Source organism: Nocardioides sp. NPDC004968 (genome assembly GCF_040608935.1).
GTDB lineage: Bacteria > Actinomycetota > Actinomycetes > Propionibacteriales > Nocardioidaceae > Nocardioides.
On record NZ_JBEXJF010000027.1, the window covers coordinates 38,839 to 54,024 of the forward strand.

At 70.5% G+C, this 15,186-nt stretch carries 16 protein-coding genes; 10 read left to right on the forward strand and 6 right to left on the reverse strand.

Annotation, left to right across the window (positions count from 1 at the left end; genetic code table 11):
* The first annotated feature begins 4 nt into the window (after positions 1-4).
* The 3 genes from ABZU72_RS21025 (at position 5) to ABZU72_RS21035 (ending at position 1,390) form a co-directional block, all read left to right on the forward strand.
* Positions 5-346: a DUF3140 domain-containing protein gene (locus tag ABZU72_RS21025; protein WP_355020758.1), complete on the forward strand. Its 342-nt coding sequence runs from the start codon at positions 5-7 to the stop codon at positions 344-346.
* A gap of 211 nt (positions 347-557) precedes the next feature.
* Positions 558-929, forward strand: coding sequence for a DoxX family protein (locus ABZU72_RS21030; RefSeq protein WP_355020759.1), 372 nt, complete (start codon positions 558-560; stop codon positions 927-929).
* Positions 930-1,126: 197 nt separating this feature from the next.
* Positions 1,127-1,390, forward strand: coding sequence for a hypothetical protein (locus ABZU72_RS21035; protein ID WP_328527302.1), 264 nt, complete (start codon positions 1,127-1,129; stop codon positions 1,388-1,390).
* Between the two features lie 30 nt (positions 1,391-1,420).
* Here the strand turns inward: ABZU72_RS21035 and ABZU72_RS21040 are convergent, their stop codons facing one another.
* A complete protein-coding gene (locus ABZU72_RS21040) occupies positions 1,421-2,062 on the reverse strand; it encodes a GntR family transcriptional regulator (RefSeq protein ID WP_355020760.1) in 642 nt (213 codons plus the stop codon).
* A 143-nt stretch (positions 2,063-2,205) separates the two neighbouring features.
* Here ABZU72_RS21040 and ABZU72_RS21045 point away from each other — a divergent pair, with 143 nt between their 5' ends.
* Genes ABZU72_RS21045 through ABZU72_RS21065 form a run of 5 tightly spaced genes read left to right on the forward strand, consistent with a single transcriptional unit; the run spans position 2,206 to position 8,389 of the window.
* Positions 2,206-3,462 (forward strand): NRAMP family divalent metal transporter, encoded by a 1,257-nt coding sequence (locus ABZU72_RS21045; RefSeq protein ID WP_355020761.1) that lies wholly within the window; start codon positions 2,206-2,208, stop codon positions 3,460-3,462.
* Between the two features lie 14 nt (positions 3,463-3,476).
* Entirely contained in the window at positions 3,477-4,250 is a 774-nt protein-coding gene (locus ABZU72_RS21050) for a 5-oxoprolinase subunit PxpA (protein ID WP_355020762.1), read from the forward strand.
* Positions 4,247-5,041 carry a putative hydro-lyase gene (locus ABZU72_RS21055; protein ID WP_355020763.1) on the forward strand — a complete coding sequence of 265 codons (795 nt, stop codon included), beginning with the start codon at positions 4,247-4,249 and terminating at the stop codon, positions 5,039-5,041. Before ABZU72_RS21050 ends, ABZU72_RS21055 begins: the two co-directional genes overlap by 4 nt.
* Positions 5,038-6,660 (forward strand): urea amidolyase family protein, encoded by a 1,623-nt coding sequence (locus ABZU72_RS21060; RefSeq protein ID WP_355020764.1) that lies wholly within the window; start codon positions 5,038-5,040, stop codon positions 6,658-6,660. The genes ABZU72_RS21055 and ABZU72_RS21060 overlap by 4 nt, the downstream gene beginning before the upstream one ends.
* Position 6,661: 1 nt before the next feature.
* Positions 6,662-8,389, forward strand: a complete 1,728-nt coding sequence (locus ABZU72_RS21065; RefSeq protein WP_355020765.1) for a biotin carboxylase N-terminal domain-containing protein — start codon at positions 6,662-6,664, stop codon at positions 8,387-8,389.
* Here the strand turns inward: ABZU72_RS21065 and ABZU72_RS21070 are convergent.
* Both ABZU72_RS21070 and ABZU72_RS21075 read right to left on the reverse strand, forming a co-directional pair.
* Positions 8,386-9,237, reverse strand: a complete 852-nt coding sequence (locus tag ABZU72_RS21070) for an alpha/beta hydrolase (RefSeq protein ID WP_355020766.1) — start codon at positions 9,235-9,237, stop codon at positions 8,386-8,388. The two genes, ABZU72_RS21065 and ABZU72_RS21070, sit on opposite strands and share 4 nt — an antisense overlap.
* A 40-nt stretch (positions 9,238-9,277) precedes the next feature.
* Complete coding sequence (locus ABZU72_RS21075; RefSeq protein WP_355020767.1) at positions 9,278-10,327, reverse strand: adenosine deaminase; 1,050 nt, start codon at positions 10,325-10,327, stop codon at positions 9,278-9,280.
* A 136-nt stretch (positions 10,328-10,463) separates the two neighbouring features.
* On the opposite strand from ABZU72_RS21075, the gene ABZU72_RS21080 reads away from it, so the two are divergent.
* A complete protein-coding gene (locus tag ABZU72_RS21080; protein WP_355020768.1) occupies positions 10,464-10,859 on the forward strand; it encodes a VOC family protein in 396 nt (131 codons plus the stop codon).
* Here ABZU72_RS21080 and ABZU72_RS21085 read toward each other — a convergent pair.
* Entirely contained in the window at positions 10,856-11,317 is a 462-nt protein-coding gene (locus tag ABZU72_RS21085) for a DUF5709 domain-containing protein (protein ID WP_355020769.1), read from the reverse strand. The two genes, ABZU72_RS21080 and ABZU72_RS21085, sit on opposite strands and share 4 nt — an antisense overlap.
* Before the next feature lie 127 nt (positions 11,318-11,444).
* Here ABZU72_RS21085 and ABZU72_RS21090 point away from each other — a divergent pair, with 127 nt between their 5' ends.
* Positions 11,445-12,986 carry a sulfatase-like hydrolase/transferase gene (locus ABZU72_RS21090; protein WP_355020770.1) on the forward strand — a complete coding sequence of 514 codons (1,542 nt, stop codon included), beginning with the start codon at positions 11,445-11,447 and terminating at the stop codon, positions 12,984-12,986.
* On the opposite strand, the gene ABZU72_RS21095 is transcribed toward ABZU72_RS21090, so the two are convergent.
* Together ABZU72_RS21095 and ABZU72_RS21100 are read right to left on the reverse strand one after the other, a co-directional pair.
* Complete coding sequence (locus tag ABZU72_RS21095; RefSeq protein ID WP_355020771.1) at positions 12,971-13,936, reverse strand: formylglycine-generating enzyme family protein; 966 nt, start codon at positions 13,934-13,936, stop codon at positions 12,971-12,973. The two genes, ABZU72_RS21090 and ABZU72_RS21095, sit on opposite strands and share 16 nt — an antisense overlap.
* 9 nt (positions 13,937-13,945) lie before the next feature.
* Positions 13,946-15,163: a hypothetical protein gene (locus tag ABZU72_RS21100; RefSeq protein WP_355020772.1), complete on the reverse strand. Its 1,218-nt coding sequence runs from the start codon at positions 15,161-15,163 to the stop codon at positions 13,946-13,948.
* Between the last annotated feature and the right edge of the window lie 23 nt (positions 15,164-15,186).

Consider the following 15,186-nt stretch of genomic DNA (forward strand, 5'->3'; position numbering starts at 1 on the left):
CGACATGGCCGAGACGATCGTCGACGACAGGCTCTGGGAGAACTTCCATCGCGCGGTGAACATGACCTCGCGCGACCTGCGGCAGTGGCTCGCCGTGCAAGGCGCGGGGGAGACGACCGAGACCGAACCGGACCGAGCCGGCAGCGAGCTCGGTCATCGGGTGGCTGACATTCTCGGCAAGCGTCGGGCCGACGTGACCCCGGACGACGTGGACGTGATGCGGCGCGTCGTCGACAAGGTCACCGACCTGCGCGGCGGGGACACCGGCGAGTGGGAGCCGACCGCGGGCGATGCGCAGTGGCGGCGTCGTCTGATGAACGTCGGCCACGACCCGCTCGCCCCGTGATCGAGCGTCAGCGAGTGAACAGTCCAGACAACACGCGACGCGCCCCTCTGCCGTCCTCAGGACGAGAGGCAGGCGACGTACGACGGTCTGGTCGCCGATCTGAAGGTCGCCGCCGCCGCTCTCGAGAAAAAGTGAGAGGCGATGTCGAGATAGCCGGTGCACGCTCGACGCGTGGGTAAGAGCAACACCACCCACTTCTGAGGAGATCGAGATGAGCACCAACGCACAACGAACCGGCTGGGTCATCACCGTCCTGGTCACCCTGTTCCTCGGCTTCGACATCGTCACGCACCTGCTACGGGTCGAACCCGTCATGGACTTCAACGACAAGATCGGCGCTCCGGGCTGGTTCCCCGTCGTCTGCGGCGCCGTCCTCGGCCTGTCGCTGGTCGCCTACCACGTCCCGGCCACCCGGGCGATGGGCACGATCCTGATCACCGCGTACCTGGGCGGCGCGGTCACGGTGAACCTGGTCTTCGGGCAGCCGGCCTTCAACACCGTTTTCGCCATCGCCACCGCGGTCCTCGTCTGGGCAGGTGCCTGGCCGCGCGACGAGCGGCTGCGCGGTCTGATCACCGCGTGAGACTGTGGGACGTTCAGCCGGCGTGCGAGGGGGGCTCGCAGCCATGGCGGAGGGTTCGGCCTTGTGAGCGATTCACAAGGCCGGACCCTCTGTCATAGTGACGGGAATGTGCGGGGCCTGGCGAGGATCTCTGGCGGATCCGTATGGCGCCCTGACTGGACGGAACCGAGAAACGTCCGAGGCTTAGCATGGTTGTCATGAACGTTGAGGACTTCGCCTATGGCGTGCTGATGGAGGCACTGCCGTCCATCCCCGCTGATGTGCTCGAGGTCATCGCGGACGACATCGACGCAGGTGAATACCTGACGTCCTTGATCGAACTGATCGAACGAGCCCCGGAGACCGTCTCCGTGGCGGTCGTCGATGCCCTGGAGGGCCATCTCGAGACCCTTCCCGAAGGGCCGCACCGCAGGGTTGGTGCCGATGCGGTGGCCCGACTCCGGCACCTCAAGAGCGCCTGACCTCACCGGCGATCTTCGAGCACCTATCGCCTAGCCGCGGCGCAGTCGCGTGAACGCTCCGAGCACGGTCTGCTCGGAGAGGATGAGGTAGCCGCGCAGCTCCTCAGCGGCCGCAGGGCCGCCCTGCTCGAGGAAGGTCTCGAGCAGGGAGCGGTTGCGTGTGACGAACGGCGCGTGGAGGGCCTCGGGGTTGTCGATCTCGAGGAACGCGAGCCGCAGCTCGGCGGCGATGTCGCGGAACAGGCGCTCCAGGCGCGGGCTGTCGGCGAGGGCCACGATGGCGTCGTGGAACGCCATGTTGGCGGTGCCGACCGTGCGCCAGTCGCGCGCCTCGAGGCTGGTTTCACCCAGGTCCACTGACTCGCGCATCGCCGTCACCGCGGGATGCAGCGGGGAGCCCGCGGCCAGCGCGGCGGGCTCGACGTAGCGCCGCGCCCGATAGATGTCGACGACGTCCGCCACCGTCGGGGAGGCGACCGAGACTCCGCGATGGGGCACGTGCTCGATGAGGCCCTGCTCGGCCAGCACGCGGAACGCCTCACGAAGCGTGTTGCGCGAGACCCCGAGCTTCTCGGCGAGGGAGATCTCCGACAGCCGGGTGCCGGGCGCGAACTCGCCGTCGATGATCCGCCGGCGCAGGGCGTTCGTCAGGGTGTCCTCGACATCGGGCATGACCGCATCCTAAGGGAATCGCATCCGCGGACAATCGAAACACCATTTTAACAATGACGGGTGTTGTTGTAGAACAATCTATGCCATCTTGTACTACACAAGAGAGTGTGGTGCCAGCCACACAGTGATGGCAGGAGTCCCCCATGACTGAGACGACCAGCGCCGAGCGCGCGAAGAGCTTCGCCCGTTCCCGCCGAGGACCCATCCTCGGCGCCATCTTCCTGATGGCCACCTCGGCCATCGGCCCCGGCTTCATCACCCAGACCGCGACCTTCACCGCTCAGCTCGGCGCGGCGTTCGCCTTCGCGATCCTGGCCTCGATCCTGATCGACTTCGCACTGCAGATGAACGTGTGGCGGATGATCACCGTCGCCGGCAAACGGGCCGGCGACCTGGCGAACGAGGCGGTGCCGTACTCCGGTCACCTGCTGGCGACGCTCATCGTGATCGGTGGTCTGGCGTTCAACATCGGCAACATCGCGGGTGCCGGCCTCGGTCTGAACGCGCTGCTCGGCATCGAACCCAAGGTCGGCGGCCTGCTCTCGGCGCTGCTCGCGATCGGCATCTTCATGTACAAGCGGGCCGGCCGCGTCGTCGACATGGTCGTGCTCGTGCTCGGTCTGCTGATGATCGGGCTGACGCTCTTCGTCGCGATCGCGTCGCAGCCTCCGGTCGGCGACGCGCTGCGCCAGACCTTCGTGCCCGGCACGCTCAACTTCGCGACGATCACCACGATCGTGGGCGGCACGGTCGGCGGCTACATCACCTACGCGGGCGCCCACCGCTACCTCGACTCCGGCCTGACCGGCCCCGAGCACGTCCCGGCCGTGCACCGCGCCTCGATGAGCGGCATCCTCGTCACCGGGATCATGCGCTACGTACTCTTCCTCGCGATCCTCGGTGTGGTGGCCTCCGGCGTCACCCTCGACTTCTCGAGCCAGGCGGCCAACCCTGCCGGTCAGGCGTTCGGCGCCGTGCTCGGTGACGCGGGCATCCGCATCTTCGGCGCGATCTTCTGGGCCGCGGCGATCACCTCGGTCATCGGCGCCGCCTACACCTCGGCCACCTTCATCTCGACGTTCTCGAAGAAGCTCGGAGCCGGTTGGCCGCTGCAACTCGCGACCGTCGCCTTCATCCTGGTCTCCCTCGTCCTCTACCTGCTGATCGGTGCCGCACCCGCGGCTATCCTGGTCTTCGTCGGCGGCTTCAACGGTCTGATCCTCCCGATCGGCATGTCGATCTTCATGTACATCGGCTGGTTCCGTCAGCGCGATGTCCTCCGCGGCTACCGCTACCCGGTGTGGCTGCTGGTTCTGGGGACGACCGCGACCCTGCTCAGCTGGTACATGGGCATCGTCTCGATCCGCCCGATCTTCGCCTTCATCGGCATTGGAGTGTGAGCACCATGAACACCATGGCAGCAACGATCGACCTGAACTCCGACCTCGGCGAGAACGCACCCGACCGGGTGGTCGCGGACGACGCGGCGATGCTCGCGATCGTCTCGAGCGCCAACGTCGCCTGCGGGTTCCACGCCGGCACCCCCGAAGGGATCCGTACGACGCTCGCCGACGCCGTCGCCAACGGCGTCACGATCGGCGCGCACCCCGGCTACCGCGACTACGAGGGCTTCGGACGCCGCGCCATGGAGATCGACTCAGCGACGCTGCAGGCACACGTCGAGTACCAGCTCGGTGCGCTGATCAGCCTGACCTCGTCGGTCGGCGGAGCGGTCCGTTACGTGAAGCCGCACGGCGCGCTCTACAACACGATCGCCCGCGACGAGCGACAGGCGCGTGACGTGGTCGCCGCGGTCAAGGCGATCGACCCGTCCCTCGTGCTGCTCGGTCTCGCGGGCGGCGTCGTGCTCGACGTGGCCGAGAGCGCCGGGCTCGCGACGGCCGCGGAGGCCTTCGCGGACCGTGCCTACACGCCCGGCGGCGAGCTGGTCTCGCGCGCCGAGCCCGGTGCGGTCCTGCACGACGCCGACGCTGTCGCTGCCCGCATGCTGCGGCTCGCGCGCGAGGGTGTGGTCGAGGCGATCGACGGCACCGACGTGGCTGTACGCGCCGACTCGATCTGCGTGCACGGAGACAGCGACGGGGCGATCCGGATGGCTGCGGCGACCCGCGCTCTGCTCGAGGCCGAGGGCATCGTGATCGGCCCGTTCGCCGGAGCCACGGCATGACCGCGAGCATCACCCAGCTCGCCCAGGCTCGCGCCGCGCGCACCTCCTACCGGGCGGGCGAGGTCGCACCGACGAGTGGCGTCGCCCACGGCCTGGTGCAGGCGAACCTGATCTCCGTGCCGGCCGACTGGGCGTTCGAGGTGCTGCTCTTCGCGCAGCGCAACCCGAAGCCGTGCCCGGTGCTCGAGGTGCTCGACCCGGGCGCCTACGAGTCGACCCTGGCTCCCGGGTCCGACCTGCGTACCGACATCCCGGCGTACCGGATCTGGCGTGATGGCGTGCTCACCGAGGAGGTCACGGACGCGGGCGCGGCGTGGGAGGAGCACCCCGACCTGGTCTCGTTCCTGATCGGCTGCAGCTTCACGTTCGAGGCGGGCCTGGCCGACGCCGAGATCCCGATCCGTCACCAGGAGCTCGGCCGCAACGTGCCGATGTACCGAACCTCCCGCCCGTGCGCCCCGGCCGGGCGTCTGCGCGGCGACATGGTGGTCTCGATGCGCCCGATCCCCGCTGACCGCGTCGCCGATGCCGTACGTATCTCCGGGCGCTATCCGGCGGTGCACGGTGCGCCGGTGCATGTCGGTGACCCGGACTCGCTGGGCATCGCCGACCTCGCCGCTCCCGAGTTCGGGGACCCGCCGGAGGTGCGCGACGGCGAGGTGCCGGTGTTCTGGGCCTGCGGGGTCACGCCGCAGGCCGCGATCATGGACTCGCGCCCGCCGTTCGCGATCACCCACGCGCCCGGTCACATGTTCATCACCGACGTACGGGATGCGGAGTACCTGGCGTGAGGCGCGTTCTCATCGCATCGGACCAGGCGTTGCTGGTCGAGGAGGACGACCTCGAAGGCGCGATGCGGCTGCACGCGGCTCTCGTGGCCGCACCGCCGACCGGCGTCGTCGAGCTGGTGCCCGCCGCCCGGACGGTGCTCGTCCGGTTCGATCCGACGCTGGTCGACGAGGTGAGCCTCGCCAAGGAGCTGGGTCGGGTCGAAGCCGTCCACGGTGGCCTCCCGAGCGCTGGTTCGGTGACGATCGGCGTGCGTTACGACGGGCAGGATCTCGACGAGGTCGCCGACCTGCTCGGAGTCAGTGCCGAGCAGGTCGCCGCGCGCCATGCGGCCGCGACCTGGCGGGTGGCCTTCACCGGCTACGCCCCCGGCTTCGGCTACCTCGTCGGCGACGACCCGCTCTTCGACGTACCGCGGCGCTCCTCTCCACGCACCCGGATCCCGGCCGGCTCGGTCGGGCTGGCCGGGACGTTCTCGGGCGTCTACCCCCGCGAGAGCCCCGGTGGCTGGCAGCTGATCGGGCGTACGGACGCGCCGATGTGGGACCTGCACCGGGATCCGCCCGCCCTGCTCGCGCCCGGGATGACCGTGCGGTTCGAGCGGCTCGAGCGGGAGTCGGTCACGGTGACAGACTCCGCTCCCTCGGTCGACGCCGTGGAGCACCCCTTCGCAGTCGAGGTCGTGCGCCCCGGCCTGCAGTTGGTGCTCGAGGACCTCGGCCGCTCTGGCCATGCCGCGCTCGGCGTCTCCGCATCGGGAACGGCCGACCGCCGCGCCCTGCGGGCCGCGAACCGTGCCGTGGGCAACGCCCCTGGAGCGGCAGGTTTCGAGCTCGCCGGTGGCGGTGCGGTCCTGCGCTTCACCGGCCCCGCGGTCCTCGCCGTCGCGGGCGCCCCCGCCGAGACGACGATCGTACGCACCGACGGACCGCCGCTCCCCGTCGAGCACGGCGCCGCCACCGCGCTCGAGGACGGCGAGGAGCTGCGTCTCGGCGCGGTGAGCGCCGGCCTGCGCGCGGTGATCGCTGTGCGTGGCGGCCTGGATCTTCCACCGGCCCTCGGCAGCCTCTCCAGCGACACGCTCGCGGGCCTCGGCCCCGGCGACCTCGGCGGACGGCCTCTGCGCGCAGGCGACGTCGTGCCGCTGCGCGGACCCGCGGCCGCGCCGCACGCGGTCGACCCCAGCCCGGCTCCCGCCGACCCGCTGCCCGCCCCCGGTGAGACGGTCGAGCTGCGCATCGTGCTCGGCCCGCGCGAGGACTGGTTCACCCCGGCCGGCGTACGCACCCTCGTCGAGCAGGAGTGGACCGTCACGCCGCGCTCGGACCGGGTCGGCGTACGCCTCGAGGGTGCCGTCCCGCTCGAGCGGGACGTCGCCGGCGAGCTGCCGAGCGAGGGGGCGGTGACCGGTGCCATCCAGGTGCCGCCCGACGGCCAGCCCGTGCTTTTCCTTCCGGACCACCCGCTCACCGGCGGCTATCCGATCATCGGCGCGGTCATCGACCGCGACCTGGACCTGGCCGGTCAGCTGCCGCCCGGCGTCCGCATCCGCTTCCGCCCCGTCACGCCCACTGTGCCGATTGTGCCCATTGGGCCGACGGCCGAGATCCGAGGAGACTGACATGCGCAGGGTGCTCATCGCCAACAGGGGAGAGATCGCCGTCCGCGTCGTGCGGGCGGTTGCCGAGGCCGGCCTCGTGTCGGTCGCCGTCTACGCCGATCAGGACGCCGACGCGCTGCACGTGCGTCTGGCCGACGAGGCGTACGTGCTCGGTGGGTCCACCGCCGCCGAGTCCTACCTCAGCATCGAGTGGCTCATGGCCGCGGCGCAGGCCTCCGGTGCCGACGCGGTGCATCCGGGCTACGGGTTCCTGTCGGAGAGCGCCGAGTTCGCGCGCGCCGTCGAGGCCGCCGGCCTGATCTGGATCGGCCCGAGTCCCGAGAGCATCGACAGCCTCGGCGACAAGATCACCGCACGCCGGATCGCGCAGAGCGTCGGCGCACCGCTGGTGGCGGGCACCGACCGGCCGCTGGAGTCGGCCGACGAGGCGGTCGCGTTCGCTCGCGAGCACGGGCTTCCCATCGCGATCAAGGCCGCCTTCGGCGGCGGCGGCCGTGGGCTGAAGGTCGCCCGCGAGCTCGACGACGTCGCCGATGCCTTCGACTCCGCATCGCGCGAGGCGCTGGCCGCTTTCGGTCGCGGGGAGTGCTTCGTCGAGCGGTTCCTGGAGCGCCCGCGGCACATCGAGGTGCAGGTGCTCGGCGACGGCACCGGACACGTCGTGGTCGTCGGCGACCGGGACTGCTCGCTGCAACGACGCAACCAGAAGCTCGTCGAGGAGGCGCCCGCGCCGGGGCTGACGGACGAGCAGCGTCGCCGCATCCACGACGCCGCGCGTGACATCTGCGCCGCGGTCTCCTACCGCGGGGCCGGGACCGTGGAGTTCCTGATGGGCGAGGACGGGGTGATCTCGTTCCTCGAGGTGAACACCCGCCTCCAGGTCGAGCACCCGATCACCGAGGCCGTCACCGCCGTCGACCTCGTCGCGGAGCAGCTGCGCATCGCCGCGGGCGAGGGACTCTCGTTCTCGGAGACGCCGGCGCCGACGGGCCATGCGATCGAGCTGCGGATCAACGCCGAGGACCCGGGCCGCGGATTTCTGCCGAGCCCCGGCGTCGTGACCGGCCTGCGGGTCCCCGCCGGGCCGGGGGTGCGCTGGGACGCCGGGATCGAGGCGGGCGACACGGTGCAGAGCGCCTTCGACTCGCTGATCGCCAAGCTGATCGTGCACGCGCCGGACCGGGACACCGCCGTCGTACGTGCCCGCCGCGCGCTCCGCGAGCTCAGCGTCGAAGGGGTCGCGACCGTCGTACCCTTCGCTCGCGTCCTGCTCGACGACCCGGCCTTCTCGACCGCCGGGTTCGCGGTGCACACGCAGTGGATCGAGACCACGCTGATGCCGCGCCTGGAGACGCAGCGGCGCTCCGAGCCGGCGCCCGTGCAGCCGCTCCGGCGGGTGCCGATCGAGATCGACGGCCGTCGGGTGATGCTGGGGCTTCCGGATGATCTCCTGCGGGGGATCGCGGCGGGCGGCGCGATGGCGGCCGATGACAATCCGGCGACGGCCGTCGCAGACCCGGCCGTGCTCGAGGCCACCGTCCCCGGCGTACTCGTCGACTGGCTCGTCCCCGACGGCGAGCAGGTCACCGAGGGCCAGGACGTCGCGGTGATCGACGCCATGAAGATGGAGACCCGCGTCGCCGCACATCGTGCGGGAGTGCTCTCCCGCGGCACCGACGTGGGTGGGACGGTCGCGATCGGGGACGTTCTCGGGAAGATCGAGGTCTAGCTCGTGTGATCGATGATCGCCGGGACGACGTTGTCCCAGGTCGAGGGCGGGGGCGGCTCGTGGCCGACCCCGTCGAGGACGAGGAGCGTCGCGTCGGGGATGTCGCGGGCGAGGATCTCGCCGTGGCCGATCGGGAACAGCGGGTCACGGGTGCCGTGGATGACCAGCGTCGGGGCGGCGATGTCGGCCAGGGTCGCCTCGACCGGCTCGCCGTCGCTCATCGCCTGGTGGTTGGCGAAGCTCGGCCGCATGTCCGGCGTGCGGCGTACGACCCGCTCGATCACCGCCCGCATCCTGGCCTCGTCGAAGCCCTCCGGGACGAACGCCCGCTGGTCCTCCACCAGCATCGACACCAGCGCCTCGTGGTCGTCGGGATCCGGGACCGTGGTGGTGGCCGCCTTCGCGAAGAAGTCGGCCAGCTCCTCGCCGATCGGCGGCAGGTCGGGTACGCCGTCGAAGGCCGGTGAGGTCTCGTTGAGGATCAGCGTCTCGACCCGCTCCGGATAGAGCACCGCCGCACACTGGGCCAGCGCCCCGCCCATCGAGATGCCGAAGATGTGGCCCTTGTCGAGGCCGAAGGCGTCGAGCAGAGCCGGGATGTCCGCGATCATGTCGCGCCCGGTGTAGCCGGGCTCTCCCGGTGGCCAGGTCGTCGAGCGGCCGGTGTCGCGGTGGTCGTAGCGGATCACGAACCTCCGGCCCGCGGCCAGCGCCTGGCAGAAGTCGTCCTCCCAGTAGTCCATCGAGGCGCTCATCCCACCGACGAGCAGGATCGGCGGGTCCGCCGGACTCCCGAACGTCTCGACGCACAGCTCGATCCCGTTGACCGCCAGTGTCAGTTCGCCCATGGCGTCCAGCAAACGGGCGGGTCCGAGTCGCGTCAAGCGCTTAAGGCGTGGCGTACGCGTCGATCTCGGCGCGCAGCCGGGTCTTGACGTCGTCGGGTGCGTAGGAGACGTCGACGGCGGCACGGGCGAGGTTGGCGATGCCGGCGGCGTCGAGGCCGAGGAGGTCGGTCGCGATCTCGTACTCCTGGTTGAGCGTGGTCGCGAACATCGGCGGGTCGTCGGAGTTGATCGTGACCGGCACACCGGCGTCGACGAACGTCTTCAGCGGGTGCTCCTCGAGCGTCGCGACGGCCCCGGTGGCGACGTTGGACGAGGGACAGACCTCGAGCGGGATTCGGTGCTCCGCGAGGTGGGCGAGCAGGGCGGGATCCTGGGCCGCCGAGGTGCCGTGGCCGATCCGCTCGGCCTTCAGCACGGTCAGGGCGTCCCAGATCGTCTGCGGTCCGGTGGTCTCGCCGGCATGTGGCAGCGAGCGGAGTCCCGCGGCGCGAGCCGCGTCGAAGTGCCTCTCGAACTGCGGCCGGGGAACCCCCACCTCGGGTCCACCGAGCCCGAACCCGATGAGCGCCTCCGGGCCGTGGTCGACGGCGTACGCCAGGGTCGCATCGGCCGCCGGGATCCCCGACTCGCCCGGGATGTCATAGATCCAGCGCAGCGTGATCCCGAAGTCGCGCTCGGCTCCCACCCGGGCGTCCTCGAGCGCCTCGGTGTAGGCCTCGATCGCCATCCCGGTGTGCCCGGTGCCAGGCTCTCGCACGGCCAGGTCCGGGCGTACGGAGGTGTAGGGCGTGCAGGTCAGCTCGGCGTAACGGACCTGCTGGGTCTGGGCCAGGTCGCGCGCGATCTCGTAGGTCAGATAGCGGATGTCCTCCGGCGTACGGACCAGGTCGACGACCGAGAGGTAGACCTCGATGAAGTGCGCGAAGTCGCTGAACGTGAAGTACTCCCGCAGCAGCTCGATGTCCGCCGGCACCGTCCCCGGATGCCGAGCAGCCAGCTCCGAGACGATCCGCGGCGAAGCCGATCCGACATGGTGGACATGGAGCTCGGCCTTGGGCAGCCCGGCGATGAAGGTCTTCAGGTCACTCACGCCCCGATCCTCACACGCGGCACGCCCTCCCGCGACTCCGTTTCTCGGCTTCGCCACCAATACTCCGAGTCCGAACCGATCCGCGTACGCCGGTGCACGATGTAGCCTCAGGCTCACTGGCTGGTTAGGGGGAGAGATGCGGGCGATCCACCACTGGGACCTCTGGGTCGACGACTTCGAGACCGCTTCGGGGGAGTGGGGCTGGCTCTTCGGTGAGCTCGGCTGGGAGGCCGGCGAGAAGGGCCACTTCTGGGAGGCACCGGACGGGACGTACGTCTTCATGGAGCACTCCAAGGACCAGCACGGCACGCAGGACCGGCTCCGGCCCGGCGTCAACCACATCGCGTTCATGATCGATGACCGAGACCAGCTCGACAGGATGCGGGCGGCGTCGACCGAGCACGGCTGGCACGAGATGTACGCCGACCGTTACCCGCACGCCGGCGGCGACGAGCACACGGCGCTCTACCTGGAGAGCTCTGAGGGGTTCGAGGTCGAGATCGTGCTGGAGATCGACGACCTCACCGCCTAGCGGTAGTCGTCCCCGTCGGCGTCGCTGTCGTCGATGATGTGGATGGCGGCCTCCTCGGCGGAGGCGCCGGCGCCGTCGATGCCGGCATCGATCCCGTAGAGCTCGGACTCCGCGTCCTCCCCCTCGCCACGGTCGGGGTCGACCAGCCGCCCCGCTCGCTGGTTGCCGACCTCGCGGCCGTCAGGGTCGTCGCTCTCCTCGGCATCGTCGTACTCGACCGCGTAGGGATCCGGTTCCGGCACCTCCTGGTGGCGGCGCTGGTCGATGCACTCCCGGTGCTCCTCCTCCCAGGGCGTGTTGCCGTAGTCGGTGGAGTAGCGGTCGGCGGTGACGATGCCGTGGTCGAGCTCGTCGCGCACCTCACCTTCGAGAACGTCCCCGGAGAGCGCGTCCTCACCGGTGATCTGGTCCTCGTCGTCGACACTGTAGTCGCCGTAGTTCTCGCGCGATTCGCTCACTTGAGTCTCCTGATCGGCCGGGCATTGGGGTCATGACGGCCCCCTTCGGTAACGTTAACCCGGTCCGGTATGGAGTGGAACCGGACGGAAACATACGACGCGGGGACCGACCAAGGGAGCAGAGCAGATGGCGCCTCGCGCCCGACTGGCGGTGGCGGCCGTTGCCGTGCTCGCCGGCGCCTCGATCGCGCTCGGCGCGATGCCTGAATCGGCCGGTCCGCTGGGTTCGCTGGGATCTCTGGCCGGGAACGCCTTCGCGCGCGACAACGATGGCGTGGTGCCCTCGACGGCCACATCGACGCCCGACTGGGCGCCCTACTCGACCCAGCCCAACATCCTCATGATCACGGCGGACGACCTCGCCTACGAGGACCTCGAGTTCATGCCCCACACCCGCAGCCTCCTGGCCGCGCAGGGCACCTCGCTGACCGAGGCGATCGCGCCCACGCCGATCTGCGTGCCGGCCCGTGCGTCGCTGCTGACCGGGCAGTACAGCCAGAACCACCACACGGTGACGATCAACGGCGAACGCGGTGGCTACCAGTCGATGGACCACACCGGCACGCTGCCCGAGGCGCTGCAGGATGCTGGCTACGACACCCTCTTCGCCGGCAAGTACCTCAACGGCTACGGTCTCGACGGGACCGCCAAGGACGTGCCGCCCGGGTGGACCGACTGGCGGGCGACGACAGACATGTCGACCTACAACTTCATCCGGCCGCGGATCAACCACAACGGCAAGCTCACGACCTACAACCGCTACACGACGTACGTCATGCGGGACCAGGCCAACGAGATGATCTCGGCGCCGGAGCGTGCCGACAAGCCGTGGTACATGTGGCTCAACTACGTGGCACCGCACCACGGTGGACCCGATGAGCCGGAAGACCCGGAGGGCACCAGCACGACCAGGCCGGCGGAGGAGGACAAGCACTCCTTCGACGGTCTCGAGCTGCCGGACACTCCCTACATGTTCCGCACCCCGACCGATGCGCCGCGGATCTCGGCCTCGCGCAAGCACTTCGACGCGCAGGGCCGCGCCGAGCTGCGGATCGCGCACGAGCAGCGGGTCGAGGCAGTCCAGTCGCTCGACCGCGCGGTCGCCAGCCACGTACTCCGCCTGCAGGAGACCGGCCAGCTCGACAACACCATCATCATCTTCACCTCGGACAACGGCTACACCACCGGCGGCCACAACATCAACGGCAAGCTGATGCACTACCGCGAGACGCAGCGGATCCCGGTGATCCTGCGCGGCCCGGGCATCCCGGCCGGACGGACCCTGGCCACCGGGGTCGGCAACCCCGACATCGCCACCACGATCATGGCGGTCGCCGGCGCCGAGCCGGGGCGGACCCAGGACGGCGTCAACATCATGCCGTGGCTCGAGGCCCCCGCGCAGGACCGGGTGATCCCGCTCTCCGCCTGGCGGGTCAACGACGGCTCCAAGCAGATCTACTCAGGGATCCGCTTCGGTGACTGGACCTACGCCCGCTTCTCCGACGGCAGCGAAGAGCTCTACGACCTGGCCGAGGACCCCTACCAGATCCGCTCGCTCGCGCTGCTCCCCGAGTACGCCGACGAGCTGGCCGAGCTGCGTGGGCTGAGCGAGAAGTACGCCGACTGTGCCGGTGACACCTGCCCGAAGGAGTTCTACCCGGCGGACTGATCGTCCAGGTCGGCCGCGCAGCGGAACCCCAGGTTGCCCGCTGTCGAGTCGGGCGGGCTGCTGGAGCGCGCCGAGAGCCGGTAGCGGTGGCAGTAGGAGTCGTGGCAGAGGTAGGAGCCGCCGCGCATGACCCGGGTCAGGCCCTCGGCCGGGCCCCGCGGGTCCGCGGAGGAGCCGGAGTCGACGAGGTCGGCGTAGTAGGTCGGCGAGAACCAGTCCGCGCACCACTCCCAGACGTTGCCGATCATCTGGAACAGCCCGAAGCCGTTGGGGTCGTACGTCCGCACCGGCGCGGTCGTCACGAACCCGTCGTCGGCGGTGTTGGTGTCGGGAAAGACTCCCTGCCAGACGTTGGCGTGGTGGGTGTCGGCCTGCTCCAGGTCGTCACCCCACGGGAAGCGCGAGCCGGCGATGCCGCCGCGGGCGGCGTACTCCCACTCGGCCTCGGTCGGCAGCCTGGTCCCGGCCCAGTCGCAGTACGCCAGCGCGTCGTCGTGCGAGACGTGGACGACCGGGTGGTTGCCGCGGCGGCCGACGTTGGAGCCGGGGCCCTCCGGGGCCCGCCAGGACGCGGCGCGTACGCCGAGCCACCAGGGTGCCTCGGGGGAGCGGCCCAGGACGTCGCGGGGCGAGCCCTCGAAGGCCAGGTGGAAGACGGCAGAGAAGCCCTCTCGTTCGGCCGTGGTGACGTGTCCGGTCGCCTTCACGAACCGGGCGAACTCCTCGTTGGTGACCGCGGTCGCGTCCAGCCGGAAGCCGGGCAGGTCGACCGGGTGCACCGGACCTTCGCCGTCGGCCTGGTAGCCCTCGCCGAACGAGTCCCCGGCGACGTACGTCCCACAGGGGAGGTCGACAAGGGTCCGGCGACGCTTGCGGGGCAGTGCCGGCGGGCGCTGGGCCGGGTCGGGGCTGGGCCCGCGGGTCGCGCCGAAGGTGAGATCAGAAGGCACGCCCCCAGCCTACGAGCCGCTGAACGTCGCCTTCAGACTGCCCGCGCTCGCCACGATCTTCCCCTTCTTGCCGGTGACCATCAGGCCGGGCGTGCGGGCCTTCCCGGTGGCGTCGGCCTTGATCTTGACCGTGCAGGTCGGCTTCTTGCCGGCACACTTGAAGTCACCCGTCGGCCGGTAGGTGACCGTCATCGTCTGGTTGTCGGCCAACCCCTCGACATAGGCCGCCATGTAGGTGCACTTCGGCTTCCCCTTCGGGCACGAACGCTCGACCGTGTGCCACTCCATCCGGGCCGCGGCCGCCTTGCCGCAGAGCTTGGCCGGCTCGCCGGCGCGGACCGTGCCCCAGGCGTACGTCACCTTGGTGGTCGCCTCTACGCAAGCCTCGGTGCCGCCCTTGGCGACCGGCAGCGTGTAGGTGAGCTCCGGGTCCTCGCCGGCGGTGGGCTGGGTGGCGCCGTCGTCGATGGAGGCGATGCCGGAGGTGACCGCCGGGGCGGTGACCTTCAGCGTGACCTCGCGGTAGCCCGCGGCGGCGGCTCCGGTCGGCGCCTCGGGTGTGCGGGCGTAGCAGCTGTCGAGGTGGGTGATCGTGGCGACGTTCTTGGCGGCGAGGTCCTCGTCGGTGAGCCGCAGGTTGGTGACCGCCAGGACACCGGCGATCGCCGGGCGGCCGACCTCCCGCAGGCATCGGGGGTCATCGAGCGTCCAGGCGTCTGCGACCTGCCTGCTCCAGCTGTTGGCGCCGCCGTCGGCGCAGTCGAGCAGCTCCGCGTACCACTGCGAGCCCAGCGCCGAGGGCCACTCCCCGGCGTAGCTGAACCCGCTGCCGGTCTTGGCGACCACTCCGGCATCGGCGAGCCCGGCGCTGCCCTTGTCCTTGACCATGGCGTCTCCGGCGCAGCGGATCTGCTCTGGGTCGGCCCAGGCCGGGGTGTCGCCGGCGAGGGCGAGAGTGCGCGCGACGTCCTTCTCGGCACCGCGCAGCGGACCGATCTCGCCGGTGAAGTAAGCCCACGCCGAGGTGCCGAGGAAGGCCACCGCGACGAGTACGCCGACGCTCACGAGCCAGCGCAGCGCCAGGCGTACGGGGCGGCCCCGGTCACGCCGCCGCCGCGGCAGCGGCGGCAGCCCGAGCCGTCGCCGACGGGCCTCCTCAGCCGCCGCGTTGGCGAGCTCGGTGGGTTTCGGTTGTTGCTGAGCGGTGCTGCCGGTGGGGTCGGACATCTCACTCTTCTCGAGACGGTTCA